The 24,328-nt window shown below is 31.2% G+C and carries 24 protein-coding genes; 20 read left to right on the top strand and 4 right to left on the bottom strand.

What is annotated here, in order from left to right; all coding sequences use genetic code 11:
* The first annotated feature begins 1 nt into the window (after nucleotide 1).
* The 6 genes from LX78_RS09605 to LX78_RS09580 all read left to right on the top strand — a co-directional run bounded on the left by LX78_RS09605 (nucleotide 2) and on the right by LX78_RS09580 (nucleotide 6,382).
* Nucleotides 2–1,240, top strand: a complete 1,239-nt coding sequence (locus LX78_RS09605) for a glycosyltransferase family 4 protein (protein ID WP_109682449.1) — start codon at nucleotides 2–4, stop codon at nucleotides 1,238–1,240.
* 64 nt (nucleotides 1,241–1,304) lie between these two features.
* On the top strand, nucleotides 1,305–2,441 hold the full coding sequence (gmd, locus tag LX78_RS09600; protein ID WP_109682448.1) for a GDP-mannose 4,6-dehydratase: 1,137 nt from the start codon (nucleotides 1,305–1,307) through the stop codon (nucleotides 2,439–2,441).
* The gene (locus LX78_RS09595) at nucleotides 2,434–3,363 is read left to right on the top strand and encodes a GDP-L-fucose synthase family protein (RefSeq protein WP_109682447.1); all 930 of its coding nucleotides are present in this window, start codon (nucleotides 2,434–2,436) and stop codon (nucleotides 3,361–3,363) included. The genes gmd and LX78_RS09595 overlap by 8 nt, the downstream gene beginning before the upstream one ends.
* Before the next feature lies 1 nt (nucleotide 3,364).
* Nucleotides 3,365–4,159: a glycosyltransferase family 2 protein gene (locus LX78_RS09590; protein WP_109682446.1), complete on the top strand. Its 795-nt coding sequence runs from the start codon at nucleotides 3,365–3,367 to the stop codon at nucleotides 4,157–4,159.
* Nucleotides 4,159–5,130 (top strand): glycosyltransferase family 2 protein, encoded by a 972-nt coding sequence (locus LX78_RS09585; protein WP_109682445.1) that lies wholly within the window; start codon nucleotides 4,159–4,161, stop codon nucleotides 5,128–5,130. Before LX78_RS09590 ends, LX78_RS09585 begins: the two co-directional genes overlap by 1 nt.
* A gap of 28 nt (nucleotides 5,131–5,158) precedes the next feature.
* On the top strand, nucleotides 5,159–6,382 hold the full coding sequence (locus LX78_RS09580; RefSeq protein ID WP_170109835.1) for a glycosyltransferase: 1,224 nt from the start codon (nucleotides 5,159–5,161) through the stop codon (nucleotides 6,380–6,382).
* A 159-nt stretch (nucleotides 6,383–6,541) separates the two neighbouring features.
* Here LX78_RS09580 and LX78_RS09575 read toward each other — a convergent pair whose 3' ends face one another.
* The 4 genes from LX78_RS09575 to LX78_RS09560 all read right to left on the bottom strand — a co-directional run bounded on the left by LX78_RS09575 (nucleotide 6,542) and on the right by LX78_RS09560 (nucleotide 10,200).
* A complete protein-coding gene (locus LX78_RS09575; protein ID WP_109682443.1) occupies nucleotides 6,542–7,252 on the bottom strand; it encodes a class I SAM-dependent methyltransferase in 711 nt (236 codons plus the stop codon).
* A gap of 139 nt (nucleotides 7,253–7,391) precedes the next feature.
* Complete coding sequence (locus LX78_RS09570; RefSeq protein ID WP_109682442.1) at nucleotides 7,392–8,354, bottom strand: FkbM family methyltransferase; 963 nt, start codon at nucleotides 8,352–8,354, stop codon at nucleotides 7,392–7,394.
* 70 nt (nucleotides 8,355–8,424) lie between these two features.
* The gene (locus LX78_RS09565; protein WP_170109834.1) at nucleotides 8,425–9,270 is read right to left on the bottom strand and encodes a class I SAM-dependent methyltransferase; all 846 of its coding nucleotides are present in this window, start codon (nucleotides 9,268–9,270) and stop codon (nucleotides 8,425–8,427) included.
* A gap of 165 nt (nucleotides 9,271–9,435) precedes the next feature.
* Nucleotides 9,436–10,200: a class I SAM-dependent methyltransferase gene (locus LX78_RS09560; protein ID WP_109682440.1), complete on the bottom strand. Its 765-nt coding sequence runs from the start codon at nucleotides 10,198–10,200 to the stop codon at nucleotides 9,436–9,438.
* Nucleotides 10,201–10,612: 412 nt separating this feature from the next.
* Between LX78_RS09560 and LX78_RS15050 the strand changes: the two genes are divergently transcribed.
* The 14 genes from LX78_RS15050 (at nucleotide 10,613) to LX78_RS09490 (ending at nucleotide 24,296) form a co-directional block, all read left to right on the top strand.
* On the top strand, nucleotides 10,613–10,735 hold the full coding sequence (locus tag LX78_RS15050) for a hypothetical protein (protein WP_408068262.1): 123 nt from the start codon (nucleotides 10,613–10,615) through the stop codon (nucleotides 10,733–10,735).
* A 121-nt stretch (nucleotides 10,736–10,856) separates the two neighbouring features.
* On the top strand, nucleotides 10,857–11,045 hold the full coding sequence (locus LX78_RS09550; protein WP_109682439.1) for a hypothetical protein: 189 nt from the start codon (nucleotides 10,857–10,859) through the stop codon (nucleotides 11,043–11,045).
* Nucleotides 11,046–11,164: 119 nt separating this feature from the next.
* Nucleotides 11,165–11,932, top strand: a complete 768-nt coding sequence (locus LX78_RS09545; RefSeq protein WP_109682438.1) for a sulfotransferase family 2 domain-containing protein — start codon at nucleotides 11,165–11,167, stop codon at nucleotides 11,930–11,932.
* A 137-nt stretch (nucleotides 11,933–12,069) separates the two neighbouring features.
* Nucleotides 12,070–13,005, top strand: coding sequence for a glycosyltransferase family 2 protein (locus tag LX78_RS09540; protein ID WP_109682437.1), 936 nt, complete (start codon nucleotides 12,070–12,072; stop codon nucleotides 13,003–13,005).
* Between the two features lie 149 nt (nucleotides 13,006–13,154).
* Nucleotides 13,155–14,072 carry a glycosyltransferase family 2 protein gene (locus tag LX78_RS09535; RefSeq protein ID WP_109682436.1) on the top strand — a complete coding sequence of 306 codons (918 nt, stop codon included), beginning with the start codon at nucleotides 13,155–13,157 and terminating at the stop codon, nucleotides 14,070–14,072.
* A 4-nt stretch (nucleotides 14,073–14,076) separates the two neighbouring features.
* Nucleotides 14,077–14,850: a class I SAM-dependent methyltransferase gene (locus LX78_RS09530; protein ID WP_109682435.1), complete on the top strand. Its 774-nt coding sequence runs from the start codon at nucleotides 14,077–14,079 to the stop codon at nucleotides 14,848–14,850.
* Nucleotides 14,826–15,929, top strand: a complete 1,104-nt coding sequence (locus LX78_RS09525) for a glycosyltransferase (protein WP_109682434.1) — start codon at nucleotides 14,826–14,828, stop codon at nucleotides 15,927–15,929. The genes LX78_RS09530 and LX78_RS09525 overlap by 25 nt, the downstream gene beginning before the upstream one ends.
* Before the next feature lie 12 nt (nucleotides 15,930–15,941).
* On the top strand, nucleotides 15,942–17,315 hold the full coding sequence (locus LX78_RS09520) for an asparagine synthase-related protein (RefSeq protein ID WP_109682433.1): 1,374 nt from the start codon (nucleotides 15,942–15,944) through the stop codon (nucleotides 17,313–17,315).
* Between the two features lie 130 nt (nucleotides 17,316–17,445).
* Nucleotides 17,446–18,627, top strand: coding sequence for a glycosyltransferase family 4 protein (locus tag LX78_RS09515; protein WP_109682432.1), 1,182 nt, complete (start codon nucleotides 17,446–17,448; stop codon nucleotides 18,625–18,627).
* Nucleotides 18,624–19,802 (top strand): glycosyltransferase family 4 protein, encoded by a 1,179-nt coding sequence (locus LX78_RS09510; protein WP_109682431.1) that lies wholly within the window; start codon nucleotides 18,624–18,626, stop codon nucleotides 19,800–19,802. Before LX78_RS09515 ends, LX78_RS09510 begins: the two co-directional genes overlap by 4 nt.
* Nucleotides 19,803–19,907: 105 nt before the next feature.
* Nucleotides 19,908–20,741 carry an FkbM family methyltransferase gene (locus LX78_RS09505; protein ID WP_109682430.1) on the top strand — a complete coding sequence of 278 codons (834 nt, stop codon included), beginning with the start codon at nucleotides 19,908–19,910 and terminating at the stop codon, nucleotides 20,739–20,741.
* 59 nt (nucleotides 20,742–20,800) lie between these two features.
* On the top strand, nucleotides 20,801–22,069 hold the full coding sequence (locus LX78_RS09500; protein ID WP_245881511.1) for a glycosyltransferase family 2 protein: 1,269 nt from the start codon (nucleotides 20,801–20,803) through the stop codon (nucleotides 22,067–22,069).
* Nucleotides 22,070–22,077: 8 nt separating this feature from the next.
* Complete coding sequence (locus LX78_RS09495) at nucleotides 22,078–23,166, top strand: glycosyltransferase family 4 protein (protein WP_109682428.1); 1,089 nt, start codon at nucleotides 22,078–22,080, stop codon at nucleotides 23,164–23,166.
* Between the two features lie 5 nt (nucleotides 23,167–23,171).
* Complete coding sequence (locus tag LX78_RS09490) at nucleotides 23,172–24,296, top strand: glycosyltransferase (protein ID WP_245881510.1); 1,125 nt, start codon at nucleotides 23,172–23,174, stop codon at nucleotides 24,294–24,296.
* Nucleotides 24,297–24,328 lie beyond the last annotated feature (32 nt).

Here is a 24,328-nt window from a genome sequence, read left to right as displayed (position 1 = left end):
TATGAAGGTAGGTGTTTGGTTAAATGAAGATATTGATACTCAGGTAGGTGGAGGTTTTTCATATGCTGATAGGTTGATACATTTAATAGATAATCATGAATTTTCAACCGAAATTGAGATTGTCTTTCTAACTTCAAAATCACTAATAAAATCTTACAAAAAGGAAGTTGTTTGCTTGCAATTTGATAAGCAACTTAAAAAAGAGAATATTAAGCAAAAACTTAATAAATTTATTTTTAAAAATAGTTATTTCTTAAAGCGTTTATATTCACAAGCAGATAGAAATTTAAAGCGTAAACGTATTTATGCATCTTATAGAAAACAATTAATAATAAATAATATAGATATTATTTATTATTTAAGCCAAACTCAGTGTGTAATAGAAGATTTTCCTTTTATTTCAACCAATTGGGATATAGGACATATAAGTATGTATGCGTTTCCTGAAGTTTCAAATAAAAAAGCTTTTAATTTAAGGCATACCTGGTATAATGAAACTTTAAAAAAGGCTATTTCCATATTTTCCGAATCTGAAGCAGGAAAAGAAGAATTAATATCCTATTTAAATATTAATCCAGCACGAATTAAAGTTTTGCCTATTTTTCCTGGAGGAGTAATACATCAAAAGGTTTCAACAGAAAAACAACAAGATTTATTAAAGTCTTTTAATATAGAAAAAGAGAAATTCTTTTTTTATCCTGCACAGTTTTGGGCTCATAAAAATCATTATAACTTGTTATTAGCATTTAAAAGTTTAATATTGAAAGAGCCTCATTTCAAACTTGTACTTACAGGTAGTGACAAAGGAAATTTAGATTATATAAAAAATAAAATTATTCAACTTAAATTAGAAGAGCATGTAATTTATCTTGGCTTTATGGATTTACAATCTATTTATACCTTATATTCTAATGCTGTTGCATTAGTAATGCCTACATTTTTAGGCCCAACCAATATGCCATTATTAGAGGCAAGAACATTAGGTTGTCCAGTTTTATGTTCAGATTTTAAAGGACATCGTGAGCAATTGGAAGATGGTGCGCTTTATTTTAATCCATTAGAAGCTAATACTATTTTTGAGACAATGGATGAAATATTAAAAAGTGACTTTAGACAAAAATTAATAGAAGTATCAAAAAATATTAATAACGCTTCAAAATTTAACGAGAATCAAGTTATAAAGATATTAGAGCGAAATTTAATTGATATTAGTAAATATAGAAGTTGTTGGAATCATTAAATAAAAACTAATATAAGCCAGCATTTATAGCATTTATAATAACAATTAAGATGAATTTATTTAAATGAAAAAACAAAAAACAGCATTAATAACAGGAATCACAGGCCAAGATGGTGCTTATTTAGCCGAACTTTTATTAGAAAAAGGTTATCAGGTACATGGTATTAAACGTCGTGCTTCCTTATTAAATACCCAACGTGTGGACCATTTGTATCAAGACCCACACGAAGACGAAATCAGGTTCACCTTACATTATGGCGATTTAAGTGATGCCATGAATTTAACGCGAATTATACAAGATGTGCAGCCAGACGAGATTTACAATCTGGGAGCCATGAGCCATGTAAAAGTAAGTTTTGACACTCCAGAATATACAGCCAATGTCGATGGATTAGGTACCTTACGTATTTTAGAAGCTGTACGGTTATTGGGTCTTACCGAGAAAACCAAAATTTACCAAGCATCCACATCAGAGCTTTATGGTATGGTTCAAGAAACGCCACAAACAGAAACAACGCCTTTTTATCCACGTTCTCCTTATGGTGTGGCTAAATTGTATGCTTATTGGATAACTGTAAATTACAGAGAAGCATATAACATGTTTGCTTGCAATGGTATTTTGTTTAATCACGAATCGCCACTACGTGGAGAAACCTTTGTATCACGAAAAATAACACGTGCTGCAAGTCGCATTGCGCTAAAGCAACAAGATGTGTTGTATTTAGGAAATTTGGATGCCCAACGAGATTGGGGTCATGCCAAAGATTATGTAGAAGCCATGTGGTTGATGTTACAACAAGAAGAGGCTAGAGATTATGTAATAGCTACAGGGATTACAACACGAGTTCGAGATTTTGTTGTTATGGCTTTTAAGGAAGTAGGTATTGAATTGTCTTTTAAAGGCTCTGGAGAAGATGAGGTTGCTATAGTTAATGCATGTAACCATGCTGATTATCAATTACCAATTGGTCAAATAGTTGTAAAAATTGATCCTAATTATTATAGACCAACAGAAGTCGATTTATTAGTGGGTAATGCAGATAAATGTAAAGCCTTACTAAACTGGAAACCTAAATACACGTTGCAGGCACTAATTACCGAAATGATGGCTCACGATTTACAATCCTGTAAAAAAGAAGCCTATTTAACATCTGGTGGTTTTAATAACAACACAAGTAAAACGTCATTTAAGCATGAATAAAAGTGCTAAAATATATGTGGCAGGTCATACAGGAATGGTTGGTTCGGCTATTGTTAGGGCATTGGAAACCCAAGGTTTTAATAATTTAGTTTTTAAAAGCTCTAAAGTATTAGATTTAACCAATCAGCAAGCTGTTTCTGAATATTTTGAAATTGAAAAACCAGAATATGTGTTCTTAGCTGCAGCAAAAGTAGGAGGGATAGAAGCAAATAATTTGTATCGAGCCGAATTTTTGTACGATAATTTAATGATAGAAGCCAATATCATCCATCAAAGTTATGTGCATGGCGTGAAAAAGCTCTTGTTTTTAGGGTCTTCCTGTATATATCCTAAATACGCCCAACAACCAATTTCTGAATCAAGCATGTTAACAGGCGCTTTAGAACCAACTAATGAGCCTTATGCCATTGCTAAAATAACAGGTGTGAAACTCTGTGAAAATTACAATAGACAATATGGTTGCGACTTTATATCTGCTATGCCAACCAATTTATATGGTCCAAACGATAATTACAATTTAAAGAATTCGCATGTCCTCCCAGCTTTGTTGCGAAAGTTTCATGAGGCGAAAGAAGCAAATTCTACAAGTGTCGAGGTTTGGGGCTCTGGAAAGCCCATGCGTGAGTTTTTGCATGTCGATGATTTAGCATTAGCCTGTTGTTTTTTAATGCAACATTACTCTGGGAATGAACCTATAAACATTGGAACAGGAACAGATATTTCCATAAAAGACTTGGCCCTTTTAATTAAGGAGATAACAGGTTTTAAAGGAGACATAACTTGGAATTTAGACAAGCCAGATGGAACTCCAAGGAAATTGTTGGATGTTACTAAGATTCACAGCTTGGGTTGGAAGCATAAAATAGATTTAGAGGCTGGTATTCAGTTGGTTTATAATTCCAAATTTTTTAAAAAGGAATAACATGCTAATAACTATAATCACTATTAATTACAATAATTTTGAAGGACTTAAAAAAACCATGCAAAGTGTTTTTAGTCAGACATATCAAAATATTGAATATGTAGTAATTGATGGAGGTAGTACAGATGGAAGTAAAGCGTATATAGAAAGTAACAAGCAACATTTGGCCTATTGGGTAAGTGAACCTGACAACGGTGTTTATCAAGCCATGAATAAAGGCATTGATCAGGCTACAGGTAATTATTTGTTGTTTTTAAATAGTGGAGATTGGTTGTTTGATAATTATGTGATTGAAACATTTATTAAGTTAAATCCCATTGAAGATATTGTATATGGTGATCCTCTAATGCGAGTTAATAATAAATGGCAAAGATTGTATATGCCTAAAACAATGAATAAAATTATAGCCATAACAAATACATTGGCACATCAAGCTGAGTTTTATAAACGATCTCTATTTCATGATGGTTTGAGGTATGATACATCCTATCAAGTAGTAAGTGACTGGATTTTGACTAACCATGCGATTGTTTTTAATAACTGTACGACACGATATATAGATTTAGTTGTTTGTTACTTTGATGATCCAGGTATCAGTAGTGATTTGAAATTAAGGATTAAAGAACGCAAACGCTACTTAAAGGAAAATTTCGATCCATTATTTTTAAGCCTTTTAAGAAAGTATCGCACTTTACAAAAAGAACATGATGCCATAAAAAACAATGCATTAGTGCAAGGAGCACTATGGATGCATCAAAAAGGAGAAAAATTAATTCACTTTTTTAAGAAAAAATAATGAAGCAGCCATTAGTGAGTATTATTATTCCAACCTATAATTCCAAGAATTATCTAGAAGAGGCTGTTTCAAGTGCTTTAAGACAAAGTTATCAGCCAATAGAAATTATTGTTATTGATGATGGCTCAACAGATCAAACACGAGATTTGTTTCCGGAATTTGAAAGCAAAGGTGTTAAATGCTTTACAATAGAAAATGGTGGTGCATCAAATGCACGAAATTATGGATTAGAAAAAGCATCTGGCGAGTATATTCAATTTTTAGATGCCGATGATATTATTGAGCCAACCAAGATAGAAAAACAACTCCATTTGATGCAAAAACATCAGGCAGGCATTTGTTATTCACCTTGGATTGATTTCAAGACCCACCCCAATGATGGGCATCAAACAGAGTTTAGGTTTTTGCATATTAATCATTCTTTAATAAGAACAGGAAAAGAGCTTATGATTAGTTATGGCATGGATAATTGGTTTATACCTACGGTGTCCTGGTTGGTTAGCAAAACTGTAATTGAAAAAGCTGGTTATTGGAATCCTGCTAAATGCCCAAATGACGATGGAGAATATTTTTCTCGTGTCTTATTTTGGACCAAGAAAGTAGTGTGTTGTAATGAAAATTTGGCTCATTACAGACTAGTTGCAGGTGATAGCTTGAGTAAGCTAAATTCAACTGTAAAAATTGAGGCGTCCTTTAAGAGTCATAAGCAAGTTGAAGCTTTATTAACTACCTGTGATGATAAACGTTTGATGTGTTATCCCAAGCGCCATCATTACATGAGCTATAAGTTAATAAAAAAAGGGTATCCTAAATTAGCCAAACGTGCTGCTAGACATTTTGATGCTATAAAATCTGATAGCTTTTTAAGTAAAAAGAAACATTATTGGCGTTTAATAAATTGGTTTGGATTGTATAATGGAACGAAAATTTATAAATTGCTTCTACCTATCTGGAACTTATCAAAAAGATAACTCTTATTTGAAGTTTAACTAAATGCGTATGAAAACAATTTGCTTTACTGTTCCTACATATCCAGCTTTATCTGAAACCTTTATTACCAACCAAATTGTTGAGGCGAAAAAAAAAGGATATTCTGTTGTTGTACTGACTCACAATTTAGGCAAAATAGAGCAATCATCGCAACGTAAAATATTAGAAACCTATTCTATACTAGACAATACCATTCTTATAGATCTTCATATTCCGAAATCTCAATTAAAACGATTTTTGGTTGGACTAGGATTAATTCTTAAATATTTTAAATACTGGATTCGTCTTTCTGATTTGACTTTGAGATATCGAATCATAAATTCACCGTATTTGTTTCGGTTTTATGACCAACTACGACATATAAATGTGTTTCATATCCAATTTGCGGCAGCAGGCAGAGGTGTAGCAGAGATGAAAGCTTGTGGCTTTATACAGGCAAAACTGATTACGACTTTTCATGGGCATGATGCTCATTTTGCAAACAACCAGCAATTAAAAAGCTTACAGGAACTTTATAGATTTATTTTTAAAGTTTCAGATTTTATTACCGTGAATACGCCTTTTTTAGGACAGATAGTAACCCAACTTGGGTGCAATCCAGAAAAGTTACGAGTTGTTTTTATGGGGATTGATGTTAGTTATTTTAAAAGCAACCAAGTACGAATGGGTTTATTAGGAAACGAAGTGAAATTGATATCTGTTGGCAGACTTGTAACATTTAAAGGTTTTAAGTTTGCTATAGAAGCAATAAAATTACTTGTGGAAGGAGGATTAAAAGTACACTACACAATTGTAGGAGAAGGGAAATTATTTGATGCTTTGCAAAAGCAGATCAGCGCATTAAATCTGGAGAATTATGTAGCTTTAGTTGGTAAAAAAAGTCAGGATGAGATAAAACATTTGTTGACAAACCATGATGTGTTTTTAATGAGTTCCATTACTGATCCTACAGGTAGATGTGAAACACAAGGCGTAGTTACTGCTGAAGCTCAAGCGATGGGATTGCCAGTTGTAGCATTCAATAACGGTGGGATTCCTTATACGATTATAGATGGCGAGACAGGTGTTTTAGTAACTGAAAAAGATGTTGAAGGTTATGCTAAGGCTATAAAAGACCTAATAGAAAACAAAGAGCGTTACAAACTAATGAGTAAAGCTGCTATAGAATTTGCCTCATCTAAATTTTCTAATACGCTAATGATGCAACAATTCATGGCGTTGTATGAGGCTTAGAGTAGTTGTACAAGAAATCTTAGATATCTACTCTATTTAGAAACCCTGTACCCATATTCTTCTAAATTTAAATTTGTTAGTTGACTACTTATTTTTTTGACTTCTCGAATCTTCCAACAGACCATTGTACAATTTCTTTTTTAGCTTATTTTTATTAGACTATGTTATTTTTTTAGCTACGGTAATTATATGCAAACCCAGATTTAACCGACTTTGTATATAATCTTTTAATGCATTTGCCTTTAAAGCGGCAAAACCATAATGAATGAATTTGCTATTTATCAGCCTATATATTCCTTTATCTCCCTTTGGGTGTATAATGGAATAAAACTTGAGTATATGGAAATCTTTACTCAAAAGTTTTTTTAATTCTTTCGGATATAAAATATTTTCAATAGGTTGATTAGAGTAATTACCTCCAATCCGTCTATCGAAATAAAATTTATTAGGAGTTGTTAAAATTAGGATTCCATTTGGTGAAAGCAGTCTTTTACACTCATCTATGTAGGTTGATTGAACTTCAATATGTTCAATAACTTCTTGAGAGATTATAATATCAAAGGATCCATCCTTAAAACTGGTGTTAGTAGCATCTCCTGAGGAGAATTCAATAAAAGGATATCTTTTTTTTGCAATTTTCATTGCTTCTTGGGATAGATCTATTCCAGTAGTATCACCAATTTCATGCCATATTGAACAACACCTCCCATCTCCACAACCTAAGTCAAGAATTCTTGGGTTTTTCTTATGTTTCTTGGCAAAGTCAAGTTGTTTTATTATTTCGCTGATTCTTTTTAGTTTATAAGAACCGTATTTTTTCGACCCTCTCCAATAAGTATCATAGAATTCAGATTGTTTTTTTAATTCCATATTATTTAAAATTTAGCTTAAGGTTTATGCAGATTTGAAATTAGCATTATTAAATGAGATATCAAATTAACTTTAATTGCTTTTTTTAATGTGTTATTCTTCAATTGAGTTTTCTAATAAAGGTAAATAACCTGTAATTTTAGTTAGATGTTGCTAAAATTTTGGAATTGTGGCAGCTTACAAAATTTCGTTTACTAGAAGTTGTGAACGTTTCAAGGTCTAGTGGATTTGCCAAATCTTTGAATTCGAAAATTGAATAGTCAAAATCACTTAATTTCTCGAAAATTGCCAACTTATCGTCTTTAGTGTTAGATTCAAAGACAATAATAGGTTTTGTGTTTTTCAAGACTTCATAAGCTCCTGATAATACATCTATTTCAAAGCCTTCAGTATCGATTTTTATCAGGTCCGGATTGATACCAAAATCTTGAGTAAATGTATCAAGTGTTGTTATTTCAACATCGATATTAATTAAATCATTACGCTTTAAAACGGTGTCTTTAACATTTTGATTTATCGTACCAAGCCATGTTTCTTTATTTGGAAATGAAAGTACTGCATTACCAGGTGTTTTACCAACTGCTTTTTTTATTATGTTTGGGGTTAATGCGTTTGCCTTAAACAATTGATTAAAATAGTCGTAACATCTTGGGTTGGGTTCAAATGAATAAGTCTCAACACCTTGAGATTGGAAAAGAAATGAATGCGTTCCATAATTTGCCCCTACATCAAAAAACACTTGAGGCTTATCTTTAGATTTTAAAATATCTTCATAAAACAATTTAATTTCGAGATCATGACCTAGCATGGACAAAGCAGAATCCCAAGTTAGCCACATGTTTTCTTTAACAATAGGAGCAATGATTTTTGAGTCCATAAATCGCATGTTCCATGTTCCATTAAAAGCAAAAGAACTGTCTTGTCTAAAAATTTTAGCAAATTTTTGATGAAACCGTTTTTTTTCTTTAGGCGAAAGCGACTTATAGGAATTATTTAATAAAGCCCTGCTTAGCTTAAAACCTAGCAATGGCTTGATGTTTTTTTGTAAAAGCTTGGTGAGTTTTGATGATTTTAAAACAAACTTAAGAAATGGTAAATACATGTTTAATTGTTGTAATGTTAGATAGTTATATTATCTATGGATTCAGGTTTAATAGATAACAAACTTACACTTATTTTGTACAAATAAAAGCCATATCATTTTTCCTTACACCATACTCTAATTTTGATATGGTATGTAAATCAATGGCATCAACTTTGCTAAAATAAGATTTCATTTTTTTAATGACATCAAGACCATAATGACGAAAATGACCGTTTGAGTCTGTTTGTTTAAATTCGACAGTTGGGTTTAAATGATAATCTCCTGGAATCGTGATGATTGCTTTTCCATTAGTCTTTAATAGTCTTGATAATTCTGAAAAAGCAAGGTCATCGTTGGGTACATGTTCAATCACATGATTGCATAATATATAATCATAACTTTGGCTCTCAAACGACAGGTTTTGTATATCCTCATTTGCAAAATCAACATCAGTTGAATAATAGTCGGTAGTTTTAATAATAATGTTGGGTAGATGGTTATTCAGAATTTCTAATAATATTTTTTCGGGAGCAAAGAATAAAAGATCTAAGCTTTTATTTTCTAAAGCCTGAACTAAAAGTGTTGAAAGTCCACGATGTCTTGATCTAGAATCACAGTTTGGACAGTTAGAATAATAATTAACTCTTTTACTATTGCAAGTGGTTATAAAAGCAGAACCAGTCCAATTACAACAAGAACATCTAACATTTTTTTGATTTTTTTTAAAGACAAAAGCTGACGTATTTATTGACGTCGCCTTCAAATCATTTATAAACAAGCTTAAATTACCACTTAAAAGATTTGTTTTAAAGTTACGTAGCGCTTTATAAGATAAAGTTTTTAAATTGGGAACTCCTTTACCTGACCATCCTGGGTTGTTTTTGGATACTTGACCAATGTTTTTTTCATTTGTATTGTTAAATGAGTTTTTCATATGTATGTGGTTCATTTTTTTTAAAAATAGTATGTATCATTTTATAAATTCAGACTTTTAAAAGCCACATTTCTGGTTTTTGTTAGGTTGTTTTTAAAATTCTATTTTCAATAGTAATTAGTTGTTTAATCAAAAAAGAGAATTTGAACTTGTAATTTAGTGAGATTATTTAAAGCGTTTATAGATTTTTCTAAGTATTTGAATGAGATAGTATCGAGCAGAGTATGATTGTTGGTAAGTCACTTTCTTATGAGTCGAATTACTGATTTTGTTTGCCCATACCCAATCTGAATCTTCTTGGATTATAAAATTGCCATAATTTGGATGTTGCATGACTAATAATTCAAAAATGGCTTTTATATGAGGAATTTTTAATTCGTCATCCGAGAGATTTCTATGTGTAACACCATCTGTTGCATCTCTTCTTTTATTTGCACTCGCATAGGTCCAATTGTAATCATCCCAGATAATCCAACCGTTTTCGTTTAATAACTTATCACATAAATAAAATGAACTGCTGTCTATGGTCCAATTTTTTGGGCCATCGATAATAATTAAATCATATTTAGGAAGACATATATTTTCAGGATTGTTTGAATTGGACTTGATAGCATCATGCAAAAACCAGTTATAACCAGATTTCATTCGATGAATGTCAACCTGCTTATTTAATCCTAAAATATTAAGTTGTTCTTCAATTGAAGGTTTAAAGTGGTCTTTCATTTCTGTTAAGTCAACGCAAGTAAGGGATCCATGACCTATTTCATCGAGTGCTGCAGCCATATAACAACTTGCTGTACCATGAGCAATTCCTAATTCTAGAATATGTGCTGGTTTGTGTTTAAGGATAAAGTCATATAATGTTTTTGCATTTCTATGAGAGATAAAAGGCACATTTTTGACTTTATTGTATACATATTGAAATTCCATTTTTTGGTTTTAAAGTAATAGTTAAAAAGAATAATTTATATTGTTGTTAAAAAACTTATTATTTCAAATATAACTTTTATCATTAATTATTTAAGATTTTATAATTTTAAATTCCTTAAGATTATCGCTTAATCATAGTCATATAATAAGTTTTAAATAAATTATTTGTTCTGAATGATTGTACTATATTTACGACTGAAATTTATAAAAATTGTTTTTTTCGTGAAAATCCAAAAAAATCATTTGCAACTAACAAAAAATATAAACTAATTAAGTGTGGTTTTTCAGGTAGAATTTCTTCAAATTTATTAGAAGACAATTCTTTTAAAGACTTGTAAGATTTAAGTTTAAATCGAGGTCCAGATCAACAAGGGTTTTGGTATGATTCTATTTGTCAGCAAGGTTTTAACCGATTAGGAATTATAGATGTTTAAAAGTAGGAAAGCAGCCTATGGTTAGTCCTTCTGGTCGTTATGTGATAATTTTTAATGGTGAAATATATAATTGTAAAGAGTTGGAATGTCTAGTAAGGTAGACTTAAAAGGATAGTTCATAGTTTAGAAGTTCATTTGCCTTTTCTAAATAAAAACATGATTGCTTTTAGTAATCGTGCAAAATTTGGCTTTACAATTAATCATTATTAGACTAAATTGTTATTGAAGCATGTTCTTTTTTATTTTATCCCAGAAAATATTGTTAATAAACATAAAAAAGAGTTTACAGTAACTATGGATTCTTGGTTAAGACAAGAGCTCAAGTCTGATATTATTGAAACCGTATTAGACACCTCTTTTTATGGAATAGAACATATAAATCTAGAATATTTAAAAAGAACTTTTAAATAAATATTTTGTATGTGAGAGCTCAATTGAAATTTCAACTTTATGGCATGTGTATGCTTGGCAGAAATGGGCTATTCATCATGATTTAGTTTAAATGGGAATCTAAGTAACAAATTAATATAATGGCGATAAAATTAAAAAACGGAGCTGAATTCCTTCACATCCCAAAAACAGGTGGGCGATGGGTTGCATCACTTTTAGATTCAAATAACTTAATTGCACACAATAAAGGACATAAACATGCCGATTACGATTCTAATCTCTTTGATTATGATTCTAATTTATTCCCAATTGGAAAAGGACGAAAGCGTAATTTATTACGGTTATGGTCTCTACTAAAGACCAAAGGCATATTAAAAGACACATCTCATAATATTAGTCCGTTTAGGTTTTGTTTTGTAAGACACCCTCTTTCTTGGTATGAATCGTGGTGGAAATATATGGAAACAATTGGCTGGAGAGACTTTGGTGAAACTAATTCTGCAAGCTTATGGCATCCTAACTCCATACTTAATGGTTTAGGGAGTCATGATTTTAATGAATTTGTATGGAATGTTATAAAAAAAAGGCCTGGATATGTTTCAGAATTATTTATGAGTTATACGAAGTCTGGAATAAATTTTATTGGAAAGACAGAAAACTTACATCATGACATGATTGATGTTATGAGTATTCTTGATATAGAAATAGATAAATCAAAAATACTAGATGCTCCAAAATTTCATGAGTCAAAAAAAGTACAAATTGAATGGGACCCTAAACTTAAAGACATGATGTTGAAATTAGAATTGCCTTCTTTAATTCATTTTGGGTATATTAATGAAAAAGAGCAACGCGACTTTGGACTTCATAAATTCATTCCTCCAAACAAAGCTCTGCATCTAAAATAAGCACTATTGCATATAAAAAAATCAATCAAAATATAACGTAAGCAATATTAAAAACTTGAAGGATTCATTGTTAAAATCAATAAAGCGTATATATTTGAAATTCGATGTAATTTATAAAATCAGTCTTTAAATAAATAATGAGTTTAAGTGTCATTACTCCACATTATAACGATTTAGATGGGTTAAAAAGAATATTAACCTGTTTGCAGGAGCAGACCTCTAAAGATTGGGAATGGATTATTGTGGATGATTGTTCAGATAAATTAGTTCTTATTAATGTAGAAGAGTGGAAAAGTAACATAAACGATAACAGGATTCGATTTATTAAAAACTCTTCAAAATCTAATGCTTCCGTATGTAGAAATAAAGGGATTGAACTAGCCAAATTTGAAAATTTAGTTTTTTTAGATTCGGACGATTATATTGTAGAAGATTTTGTTTCCAATCGTCAGATTGAATTTAATGAATTCGCTGTTTTTCCTAATTTTCATGTAGTTGATGATACAAGTCATTTTATTAAAAAAGAGCTAAAAAATAAAAAAGAGTTATTAAATAAATTTTTAGCGGCCCAATTTTTATGGCAAACCTCATGTATTCTCTGGAATAAAACCTTTTTAGCACAAATCGGAAAATTTGATCCAAATTTAGAACGTTTACAAGACGTAGAACTCTGTATAAGAGCTTTATTTGTTAGTGAAAATTATAAAATAATTGACAATAAGGTAGATTTTTTTTATTATGCTAAGCCTATAAGTTTAAAGCCTGAGATTGTTAGAAAATCCTGTGAATCTGTTAATTATTTGATTTCAAAATTGAATACCAATTATTTATTAGATTTTTACAGAAAATCTTTAATTAAAGCTTACTATTTTGCGTGTGTTAAAGGTTTGCATCGTTGTAAAAATAGAACGAATACTATTTATGTAAAAGAAAGTTTAAAACTGTTCTCTAAATTAAAATATATTAATTTATTTGAATATATTGTTGGATACACTCTGTTGAAACTATATCAATATCATTTGATTTCAGATTCATTATTTATAAGGATTAATCGGTATATTTTTAAATATTAAAATTTATGTTTTTGAGAAGTACTCCTAAATAAGAAGAAGTAAAAAAAGAATAAAAGTAAGATAGATATGAAATGTAAAATCAATATTGATAATCAACTTAGTTGTAAAATCTTTTTTATTTCTGAAATAAGCTCTATTAATAAATAGTAATGATACAAGTTTCAGTTATATTACCCATCTACAATGGTGCAAAAACACTACCAAAAACATTGGATAGCTTAGTGGCGCAATCCTATACTAATTTTGAAGTTATTGCATGTATTGATGGGAGTAAAGATGAATCTGAAGATATTTTAAATCAATATGCCCTGAAGTTTAAAAAGCTAACCATCCTTAAGAATGAAACAAATAGAGGGTTGGGGTCAACTATGAATCGCTTGCTATATCAAGCAAAAGGGGCTTATATAGCAGTAGCTGAGCAAGATGATTATTATTATCCAGAGCGTTTACAGCTACAAGTTGATACATTAGATAAGGATCCATCCATTGGCTTGGTTTCTGGAATTTCTGAATTTTACAATGGAGTAGAAGTAGTTGGTAAATTTCCAGGTATTTTAGTTCATGGAAATCAATATCCTAATGGTGAGGAAATGTTTATGTTGAATTATAAACATCAAATAAAAGTAGTGAATAGTTGTTTAATGTTTAGGAAATCTGTTCATGTAGATAACGGGTTATACTTTACGCAACACTACCCAAGTATTAGTGTTGATTGGACTTATATATTAAGGTTTTCACTTATTTCTAAAATACATGGACTTAATCAAATATTAGTACGCTTAGATAGACGCCATGAAAGAAATTCAGTGACATCAAATAAAGAGAAACAGTTTAAAGCAACAAGAGAATTATTACGTTCATTTGCCTACGAATATCCAAATATTATAAAAGATGAAGATTTTAAGTATGCCATGAGATCACAATATTTGATGGAAATTAATTCAAAATCTGGAATGACATATATATTGGCTTGGTTGTATTATTACATTCAATATCCTTTTGATAAACGGTATATTGGAAGTATAAAAAAAAGGATTTTACATAAAAAGAAAATTTACTTTAATTGATAGCATGAATTTTATAAAACAATATTTAGTGGATTTAATTACTTTCCATCGTTTGGGAAAAAAGGTGCATTTCGATGAATATTTTAGGGAAACAGCCAAATTAACTACCTCGGAAATCCATAAAACTCCAAGACGAACTCTTATTATAAATCATTTTATAAAATTAGTAAAAGCTCAATATTATTTAGAAATAGGAGTCAGAGATCCAAAAAAGAATTTCAACAAAATTGAATCCGAAAATAAATTTTCTGTGGACCCTGGAATTGAATTTGATGATAATCCAGTAGACTTTAAAATGACTTCTGATGCTTTTTTTGACAAACTAAAAAATAATAATTTGAAAATAAAATCAGATGTCAAATTTGATGTTATTTTCATTGATGGGTTGCACATATCTAATCAAGTTGAAAAAGATATATTGAACAGTTTAGAGTTCTTAAATGAAAATGGCGTTATTATTTTGCATGACTGTAATCCACCATCAGAGTTTCATCAAAGAGAGCAATATAATTTTGTAAATTCTCCTGCTGGTCCTTTTTGGAATGGAACTACATGGAAAGCATTTTACAAATTTAGACATTATAAGGACTTGTTTTCAATATGTTTCGATTCCGATTGGGGAGTTGGCATCATTTCTAAAAAACAGTATCCTTTGTTTAATAATATTAAAGGTAAGATTGAAAATGAATTTTATGAATTTTCAAATTTAAATGAAAATAGAGGCGAACACTTAAATTTAAGTTCTTTCGAACAATGGGCAGAATTAATAAAAAAATAAAAATTCTTTATACGATTCCCAATTTCAACACAGCAGGTAGTGGAAAGGTGCTTTATGATTTGGCCAAAGGTCTAGATAAAGAACATTTTGATGTATCCATTGCATGTAACCATAACAAAGGTGCGTTTTTTGAGGAAGTTGAAGCTCTGGGCTTACCAATTTACCTTATAGATGCAACAGTCCCATTACGTCCTTACTATAGTTTAATCTTTAGGCAAAAACGCTTTAAAGACTTTATTAAAACCCACCAATTTGACATGGTTCATTCATGGCATTATACTAGTGATTGGTCTGAAGCTTTAGCTGTACGTATGTCTGGAATAAAATGGCTTTATACCAAAAAAGCTATGGGTTTTAATAATATTCACTGGAAAATTAGAAGTTATTTGGCTAGTTTTATTATTACAATCAATAATGAAATGCGAACGTATTTCCCATACAAAAAACAGCAAGCATTAATTCCTTTGGGCATTGATACCAATTACTACAACCCTGAGATACTTGAAGTAAAACCACCAGTTGATACAAATAAATTTCACATAATTACTGTTGCTAATTTAGTTCCAGTTAAAGGAATTGAAATATTAATAAAGGCTATTAGTGAACTCAATAACCCCTCTATTATACTCACAGTTATAGGAGGCTACAAAAATGAATATGGAGACACTTTAGTAGCTTTAAGAGATCGTTTAAGGATGCAAGAACAAGTGCTTTTTTTAGGCAAAAAACAAGACATTAGACCATATATTGCAACTTCTAATTTGTATGTTATTCCTACTTTAGATCAAGGTAGAAAAGAAGGGATGCCTATGGCGTTAGTTGAGGCTATGTGTATGGGAATTCCTGTTTTAGGTTCTGATATTTCTGGTATTAACTTTGTGTTAAAAAACTTTCCTGACTTACTTTTTCCAGCTTCTGACGTGAACGAATTGGCAATGAAAATTGAAAATTTATTTCATAAACCTAATAAGGAACGCTTGTCTTTGGGAAATGCCTTACGGAACTATTGTATAACACATTATTCTATGGAAATTTTTATAAATGCCCATGAAAGTTTATATTTAGAACTTACCAAATAGCTTGACTTATAGATGAAAATTACTACGGATATTATCCCAGTTCACAACTATTTTATAGGAGATAAAACAAATTTAGACCTAGAAGCTATATGTGTATTTGCTGCTACAGGTTTTTTTTTAGACCAAGACTCATATTATAAAGAGCAAAAGGTATTAAGGCCTGCAACTCGCTATGAATTAAATGAAGAAGGCACTTCAGTCTTAAAATCAAGTCCATATTTTAAATGGCATTATACACCTAATGAGCGTCCCCTTAATGAAGTTGTAGATGAGTTTGCAGATTTATTTGAGACGATTATAAAGGAGCATTCACAAGGAAATAAAATGATTTTGCCATTGTCTGGTGGATTAGATAGTAGAACACAAGCCGTTGCTTTAAAACATTTAGGGATTGATACACATGCTTATTGTTATGCTTTTAAAGGAGGGCACGATGAAACTTTATATGGAAAAAAAATAGCCGCTAGTTGTGGTTTCCCGTTTCAAGGGTTTAAAATTTCAGAGGGCTATTTATGGGATGTCATTGAGCCACTTTCAGAATTAAATAATTGTTATTCTGATTTTACTCACCCAAGACAAATGGCTATTCTAGATGCTTATCAAACAATGGGTGATGTTTTTAGTTTGGGACATTGGGGAGATGTGCTTTTTGATGACATGGGTGTTCCAGAAAACTTGTCTTTTGAAGACCAGGTTGAAGTTATTTTGAAAAAATTAGTTAAAAAAGGAGGCTGGCACTTGGCTGAGACATTATGGCAATCTTGGCAATTGGAAGGAGATTTTAAAAGCTATCTTCAAACCAGAGTTATTAAATTGTTAAAAGAAATTGATATTCCTGAAAGTGCCAATGCGCAAATTCGGGCATTTAAGAGTTTGTATTGGGCGCCTAGATGGACATCTGTGAATCTAGCAGTTTTTGAAGCATCTAAACCAATAACAGTTCCATATTACGATGCACGTATATGTGAGTTTATTTGTTCCGTTCCAGAACGATATCTAGCAGGACGACAAATCCAAATTGCCTATATTAAAAAGCGCATGCCAGAGCTCGCAAAACTCACCTGGCAGGCACAGTATCCATTTAATTTATATACGTATCACTACAATAAAACACCTTGGAATTTACCATATCGTATTTTTAATAAAATAAAACGACTTTCAAAGAGTCAACTTTATATACAAAGGAATTGGGAACTTCAGTTTTTAGGCACATCTAATGATGAGGAATTAAAAAACTGGTTATTTGAATCAGATACTTTTGATGATCTAGTGAACAAAGACATAAGAAATCAGTTTTATAAATTATTTAAAGAAGAAGATGCTGTTTTTTATTCCCATCCTGTGAGTATGTTATTGACCCTGGCTGTGTTTTCAAAAAAGAGATAGTTTTCTGCAACCTTTAATCAGTGTTAAGTAATCGCAGTATTACTTATTTAATTACAGAAAAAGCAACAAATAGTATAAAAAAATTTGTTCCTGATAAAAGATTTATAACTTTAGGTTTTTAATTTAAGTTTTGAAAAAACATCCTACAGTAGCCATATATTCAGGAGTTAGTGCTAGTACCACTTTTATTGAGCGCTTGATAAAAGGTTTGGTAGAGGCTGATGCCCATATTTATATTTTTGGAGCAGATTCTGGAAAACCCATCCAACATAAAAACATACATTATTTTGTACATGGTAAGAAATGGCATAAGCTTTATGTGTTACTAAAGTACAGCATGTTATTATTTCTTTTTAAATCCAAAGAAAAAAAAGCCTTAGATGTTATAATAAATGAGAAGTATACAAATAAATTATTATGGCAATTAAAATTTTACCCAGTACTATACCATCAACCAGATGTATTCCATGTTCAATGGGCCAAAGGACTTGAAGATTGGATTTGGGTTCAGAATTTTGGCATGAAACTGGTGTTAAGCTTGCGTGGTGCTCACATTAATTATTCACCAATTGCTGATCCTGAATTGGCCGCCATGTATCAAAAGAACTTTCCAAAAGTGGATGCATTTCACGCAGTTTCAAACGCCATAGCGATAGAGGCGACTAATTATGGAGCTCCATTGGAGCGTATAAAGGTTGTTAAGAGTGGTTTGAGTGGAAAAGACTATCCTTTTGAATTGAAAAAAGTAGCCCCAAAAGGGACATTAAATATTTTATCTGTTGGAAGAAATCATTGGATTAAAAATTATAGTTTGGCTTTGGATGTCATGTTTGTTTTAAAAAGTAAAAATATTGATTTTCATTATAGCATTATAGGAATGGATGACAATGAAGGTTTGTTTTTTCAACGCGAGCAACTCCAATTACAAGAAAATGTCAGTTTTATTAAGACTCTACCGTTTAACGAGGTTCAAATAGCAATGAAAAGAGCAGACATCCTCCTTTTACCAAGCTTGAAAGAAGGCATAGCTAATGTGGTTTTAGAATCTATGATGTTAGGAACATTGGTCATCAGCTCAGATTGTGGTGGCATGTCAGAAGTTGTAAAGACATCTCAAACAGGTTATCTAGTCCCAATAAGAAATGTAGAAGCAATGGCAGGCGTTATTGAAGAAGTCACAACATTATCATTAGAAACGTATCAAACCATGATTCTAAATGCAAGAACTTTTATAGAGCAACAGCATTCAATGGAAGCCATGATTACCGAAATGTTAGATTTGTATCATAAGATAACAGTAGATAACTTATGAAAATAGGATTGGTATTGCCTTCCGGGCCAGGATATACAGAAACTTTTTTTAGATCTAAAATTGAAGGTTTACAAAAGTCAGGACATCAAGTTATTTTATTTTGCACTAACAATCCTGAAAATTTTAACGATTGCCCTGTTTATTTATTGCCAGAAAGATCTCCATCCAAGATCAAGCAGGTTTTTCGTATGTGGTTGGAGTATTTGAAATTATTACCACATTTTAAAACCATAAAGCATTACATAGCTTTGGAACGTGAGGATGGCACAACGTGGTCGAGAATCTTTAAGCGTATTTATAATAATGCACCTATGTTTAAGTATGAACTAGACTGGTTGCACTTTGGATTTGGTACTTTGGTAATGGATTGTCAGAATGTGGCAGCTGCCTCAAAAACTAAAATGGCTGTGAGTTTTAGAGGTTTTGATATTGGTGTGTATCCCATCAAACATCCTCATTGTTATCAGAAGTTGTGGGATAAGGTTTCTAAAATCCATGTCATATCTGACGATATTGCCCAACTTGTACATGATCAAGGATTCAAAGGGCAGGTGCCATTGGTTAAAATTACTCCAGCAATTAATACGTCCTATTTTTTGGCGCCTGAACAAAAAACAGAAAGCGATCTCGTAAGAATTGTTACGGTCGGCAGGTTACATTGGAAGAAAGGATTGGATTATACTTTACAAGCTTTATCAATATTGAAAAAGGAAGGTATTCTATTTGAATATACCATCATTGGAGCAGGTTTTGAAGAAGAAGCATTAAAATTTGCTGTTTATCAATTGGGGTTGAAAGATCAGGTTATATTTAAGGGAAAATTAGATCCAAAAGATGTAAAAAAGGAATTGTTAAAGTCTCATATCTATGTACAATACAGTGTACAGGAAGGATTCTGTAATGCAGTTTTAGAGGCCCAAGCAATGGGTTTACTTTGTATTGTTTCTGATGCTGAAGGTTTAGCAGAAAATATTCTTGATGGACAAACAGGTTGGGTAGTACCTAAGCGTCAGCCTGATTTATTGGCATCTAAAATTAAAGACACAATAGGTCTATCAAAGACAAAAAAACAGCAGATTAGAGATGCAGCTATTATACGTGTTCAACAACAATTTAATATAGAAAAACAGCAATTAGAATTTATTGAGTTTTATAAAGAAAATAAAACCATTTAATGAGAGTTAAGATATTTATATTCATTTTCTATACCTTACAATTTTCAATAAAACTAAATAATTGTCTATTTTCGTTGACTAGAAATTGAATTATAATAAATTCCAATGCGCATTAAAAACATTTTAAAAGAAATATTCTACAAAGTAAAAGGCCAAGAACATAAGTTTGTTTCAAAACAGCTTAGTGGTTTTCATTTAAAAGTGATTCCTGGGACTATTAGAGGAAAAGTAGATCAGGATGACGCATGGTGGTTTTATTTAGCCAAACATCATGATGTTATTTTTGATATTGGTTGTAATATTGGTTATACAGCCTTATTGGCTTTGATTCAAAATCCAGATAAACGTATCGTTTTAGTTGATCCTAATCCGAAAGCATTAGGTATAGCTGCACTAAATATTATTGAAAATGGTTTAGGTCATCAAGCACAATATTTTTCAGCTTTTGTAGGAAATAAATTAGATGATGAAGTAAAATTTTATACGGTTGGTTCTGGTGCTGCTGGAAGCATGCACCCAACACATGCTCAAACGGCTTCGTCGATGAATTCATTTATAAATGTAAAAACTGTTACTCTGGATTATTTGTATCGTTATTATGATGTAAAACCAGATTTAGTAAAAATTGATGTTGAAGGAGCAGAAACTTTAGTTATGGAAGCTGCTATAAATTTAGCAAAAGAAACACAATGTTCATTCTTTATAGAAATGCATGATATTGTTGATTTAGGCATGGAAGCTTCAGGCCAAATGATGATAGATTGGTGTAAGGAACAAGAATATAAGGCTTGGTATTTAAAGACAGGTGAGGAGTTAACCAATGCTGAGACGATAAAAACGAGAGGTAAATGCCATCTACTTTTAATGCCTAAAGAAAAATTATATCCTGATTATTTAAAAGGCGTTGTGCAGAATGCGACCTTACCCGAGACTATTTAATGTTATTTAGATTTTTAAAATATTTACAGCCTACCCATTATTTTCAGGTTAAAACTGCAATGGGTTTATCGGTATTTCCCGTTATAGAGCACTTGCCAGATTTTGTAAAGAAACAACTATTGGTTGATAGAGCATATCAATCAGAAATTGCACAGAATTATGATTTGTCATGGCAAGCAATTCAAAAAGGTTACATAGGGAATCTACCAACATATACTAATTTTGAACACGATTCATTATATGACAATTACCACTTTATAAGAAAGAATTTTCATCCAATTTGGGTGTTTTATGTCATGATGATTCGTATTTTTTCATTGCATAATCCGTTTAAAGAAATTCGATATTGGTTTAAAACAAGGCATACAACCAGAGCATTAAATATAAGTGAATCCATTAATTATGATAGTTGGGAAGATTATAAATCTTCATTAATTGAACGAAACCCGAAAGTTAGTGTCGTAATCCCTACTTTAAATAGGTATAATTATCTCAAAGATGTTTTAAAGGATTTAGAGCAACAAGATTACACTAATTTTGAAGTAATTGTTGTTGATCAGTCTGACGCTTTTAATCTAGATTTTTATAAAGATTTTAAATTAGATATGAATGTCATCAATCAAAAAGAAAAAGCATTATGGTTAGCAAGAAATACAGCCATTAAAATGTCTAAAGGTGATTTGATAGCGCTTTCTGAAGATGATGTTAGAATACAACCTCATTGGATTTCTAATCATTTAAAATGCCTTGATTTTTTTGATGCACAAGTTTCAGCTGGTGTATTTTATCCTGAAGGACAACAAATCCCAAAAGAGCGCTCTTTTTTTGCTATTGCTTCTCAATTTGCAACAGGTAATGCCATGCTTTATAAACATGTTTTTAAAAGAGTTGGACTATTTGATAGGCAATTTGAAAAACAAAGGATGGGAGATGGTGAGTTTGGAATGCGAGTTTATTTAGATGGAATTAAAAGTGTTTCCAACCCTTTTGCTTCATGTATAGATGTAAAAGCTGCAACTGGTGGCTTAAGAGAAATGGGGAGCTGGGATGCATTTAGACCTTCTACATTTTTTGCTCCTAGACCTATTCCAAGTGTTTTATATTATTTTAGGAGATATTATGGTAATCAGGCTGCAAGATTGACATTATTAAGAACCATACCACTTTCTATAATGCCATATCAGTTTAAAAAAAATAAACCTTTGCTAGTGTTAGGTGTTTTATTTACAATTGTTCTTCTTCCAATTGTGTTTTATCAAGTCTTTAAATCTTGGAGCCTTGCTAGTGAAAAAATAAAAGAAGGACCAATAGTTGATTTTCTTGTTTGAGTACGAAAATGAAACATATCGTAATTGTTACATCAGAATTTCCTCCACAACCAGGAGGAATAGGCAATCATGCCTATAATTTGGCATTGTATTTATCTAAAAACAATTATGAGGTGACAGTAATTGCCGATCAGCGTGCAGCATTAAATGAAGCTGAAATAAAGTTCGATACAACCTTACCTTTTTTAGTTGAAAGAATTTCATTGAAGAAACTTCGAGTTTTGATGTATGTGAATAGAATTATTAAAACCTTACATACAATTATAAAAGGCGATTTTATTATTGCTACAGGAAAATTTTCTCTTTGGAATGTGGCTTTATGCACATTGTTTGTCAAGCGTCCAAGCATGGCTGTAATTCATGGGACAGAAGTTAATTTTAAATCTTCAAGTTTGCGAAAAGCTATTAATGTTTCTTTAAAACGATTTGATCGTATAGTAGCTGTTTCAAACTACACCAAACAATTAGTCACTCATTTAAAAAAGGATGTAGAAGTAATACCTAACGGAATTGATTCAAATCAATGGACTACTAATATTTTAAAAATACCATTAAAAGGATTTCCTGTTATTACAACAGTGGGACGTGTGAGCATTCGAAAAGGTCAATTGCAAGTAATAAAAATGCTGCCAGATTTGTTAAATGATTATCCGGAAATACACTACCACTGTGTTGGGATTACAAGTGAAGCTGAAGCTTTTTTGGATGAAGCAAAACGAATAGGAGTCGATAAACACATCACCTTTCATGGTGTTTTAAATAATGATGATTTGAAACGAGTACTTTCTTCAACCGACGTGTTTGTTATGTTAAGTCAAGAAAGTGTTACTGGAGATGTTGAAGGGTTTGGCATAGCAATCCTGGAAGCAAATGCTATTGGAATTCCTGCTATAGGTGCTAAAAATTGTGGTATAGAAGATGCCATTGATAATGGAATTACTGGATTTTTAATTGAGGGAAACGATAGCAAAGCTTTAAAAAACAGTTTGGATAACATCTTAGAAAATAAACTAGTATTTCAGGAAAATTCTAGAGAATGGGCAAAACAACATGATTGGAGCCAGTTAATTAAACGTTATATTGCTTTGATACCATGAAAAGTTTGACAATAATTTCACATACCGAACATTATAAAAATTCAGATGGTAGTATTGTTGGATTGGGCTCTACAGTTACAGAAATTAATCATTTACTAGAAATTTTTGATATGGTAATTCATGTAGCCATGCTTCATGATTCTGTACCACCTCCAAGCGCTTTGCCTTATCTCTCAGATAAAATAACATTCGTAGCTTTGCCAGCTGTTGGAGGCACAAGTATTAATGATAAAATGGCAATTGTTTTCAAAGCACCTCATATTCTAAATACCATTAGAAAAGCAGTTGAAGAAACAGATTATTTTCAGTTTAGAGCACCAACAGGAATTGGTGTTTATGTGATTCCATATTTAATTTTTTTAAGCAAAAAAAAGGGTTGGTTTAAATATGCTGGTAATTGGAAGCAACAAAATGCAACAATGGCTTATAGCTTTCAGCGTTGGCTTTTAAAGCAGCAAAAACGGACAGTGACTATAAATGGTATGTGGAACGATCAACCAAAGCAATGTAAAACATTTGAAAATCCTTGTTTAACTAAGGATGAAATTGAATTAGGGAAGCAAACCATTGCAAATAAAATATTTCAATTTCCATTACAGTTTTGTTTTGTTGGACGCTTAGAAGCTGCCAAGGGATTAGATTTAATAATAGAAGCTATACAATCTTTAGAACCTGAAGAACTTTTAAAAATAGGAACCATTCATTTGGTAGGAGAAGGTAAGCGAATTACAGAATATAAAAAGAAAATAAAAGATATAAATTTGCCATTTGAATTTCATGGTTTTTTATCAAGAATAGAGGTGCATGACATATATAGAAAGTCACATGCCATCATCTTGCCTTCAGCTTCTGAAGGGTTTCCTAAAGTAATAGCAGAAGCTATGAATTATGGATGTGTTCCTATTGTTTCTAATGTTTCATCTATAGGTCATTATATTAAAGATAATAAAAATGGTTTTTTAATAGAAACTCTAAATGCAGAAGGTGTTGTTAAAGTATTGAGGTATTTTTTAAATCTACATCAAACAGAATATTTTAATTTAGTCAATTTAGATAATAAGGAATTAGCTAAGTTTAGTTATGCTTTTTATAATCAGCGTATTAAAGATGAAATTCTTTTAAGTGATTAATATAACCTATTATTAATAACAGTATATGGACA

The sequence above is a fragment of the Xanthomarina spongicola genome (assembly GCF_003148645.1).
Lineage (GTDB): Bacteria > Bacteroidota > Bacteroidia > Flavobacteriales > Flavobacteriaceae > Xanthomarina > Xanthomarina spongicola.
This window is presented reverse-complemented; position numbering and strand designations above follow the sequence as displayed.

Coding starts and splice junctions, on each gene's coding strand:
- LX78_RS09605 (WP_109682449.1), top strand. CDS start 2: ATGAAGGTAGGTGTTTGGTTAAATGAAGATATTGATACTCAGGTAGGT.
- gmd (WP_109682448.1), top strand. CDS start 1,305: ATGAAAAAACAAAAAACAGCATTAATAACAGGAATCACAGGCCAAGAT.
- LX78_RS09595 (WP_109682447.1), top strand. CDS start 2,434: ATGAATAAAAGTGCTAAAATATATGTGGCAGGTCATACAGGAATGGTT.
- LX78_RS09590 (WP_109682446.1), top strand. CDS start 3,365: ATGCTAATAACTATAATCACTATTAATTACAATAATTTTGAAGGACTT.
- LX78_RS09585 (WP_109682445.1), top strand. CDS start 4,159: ATGAAGCAGCCATTAGTGAGTATTATTATTCCAACCTATAATTCCAAG.
- LX78_RS09580 (WP_170109835.1), top strand. CDS start 5,159: ATGAAAACAATTTGCTTTACTGTTCCTACATATCCAGCTTTATCTGAA.
- LX78_RS09575 (WP_109682443.1), bottom strand. CDS start 7,252: ATGGAATTAAAAAAACAATCTGAATTCTATGATACTTATTGGAGAGGG.
- LX78_RS09570 (WP_109682442.1), bottom strand. CDS start 8,354: ATGTATTTACCATTTCTTAAGTTTGTTTTAAAATCATCAAAACTCACC.
- LX78_RS09565 (WP_170109834.1), bottom strand. CDS start 9,270: ATGAAAAACTCATTTAACAATACAAATGAAAAAAACATTGGTCAAGTA.
- LX78_RS09560 (WP_109682440.1), bottom strand. CDS start 10,200: ATGGAATTTCAATATGTATACAATAAAGTCAAAAATGTGCCTTTTATC.
- LX78_RS09545 (WP_109682438.1), top strand. CDS start 11,165: ATGGCGATAAAATTAAAAAACGGAGCTGAATTCCTTCACATCCCAAAA.
- LX78_RS09540 (WP_109682437.1), top strand. CDS start 12,070: ATGAGTTTAAGTGTCATTACTCCACATTATAACGATTTAGATGGGTTA.
- LX78_RS09535 (WP_109682436.1), top strand. CDS start 13,155: ATGATACAAGTTTCAGTTATATTACCCATCTACAATGGTGCAAAAACA.
- LX78_RS09530 (WP_109682435.1), top strand. CDS start 14,077: ATGAATTTTATAAAACAATATTTAGTGGATTTAATTACTTTCCATCGT.
- LX78_RS09525 (WP_109682434.1), top strand. CDS start 14,826: ATGGGCAGAATTAATAAAAAAATAAAAATTCTTTATACGATTCCCAAT.
- LX78_RS09520 (WP_109682433.1), top strand. CDS start 15,942: ATGAAAATTACTACGGATATTATCCCAGTTCACAACTATTTTATAGGA.
- LX78_RS09510 (WP_109682431.1), top strand. CDS start 18,624: ATGAAAATAGGATTGGTATTGCCTTCCGGGCCAGGATATACAGAAACT.
- LX78_RS09505 (WP_109682430.1), top strand. CDS start 19,908: ATGCGCATTAAAAACATTTTAAAAGAAATATTCTACAAAGTAAAAGGC.
- LX78_RS09500 (WP_245881511.1), top strand. CDS start 20,801: ATGGGTTTATCGGTATTTCCCGTTATAGAGCACTTGCCAGATTTTGTA.
- LX78_RS09495 (WP_109682428.1), top strand. CDS start 22,078: ATGAAACATATCGTAATTGTTACATCAGAATTTCCTCCACAACCAGGA.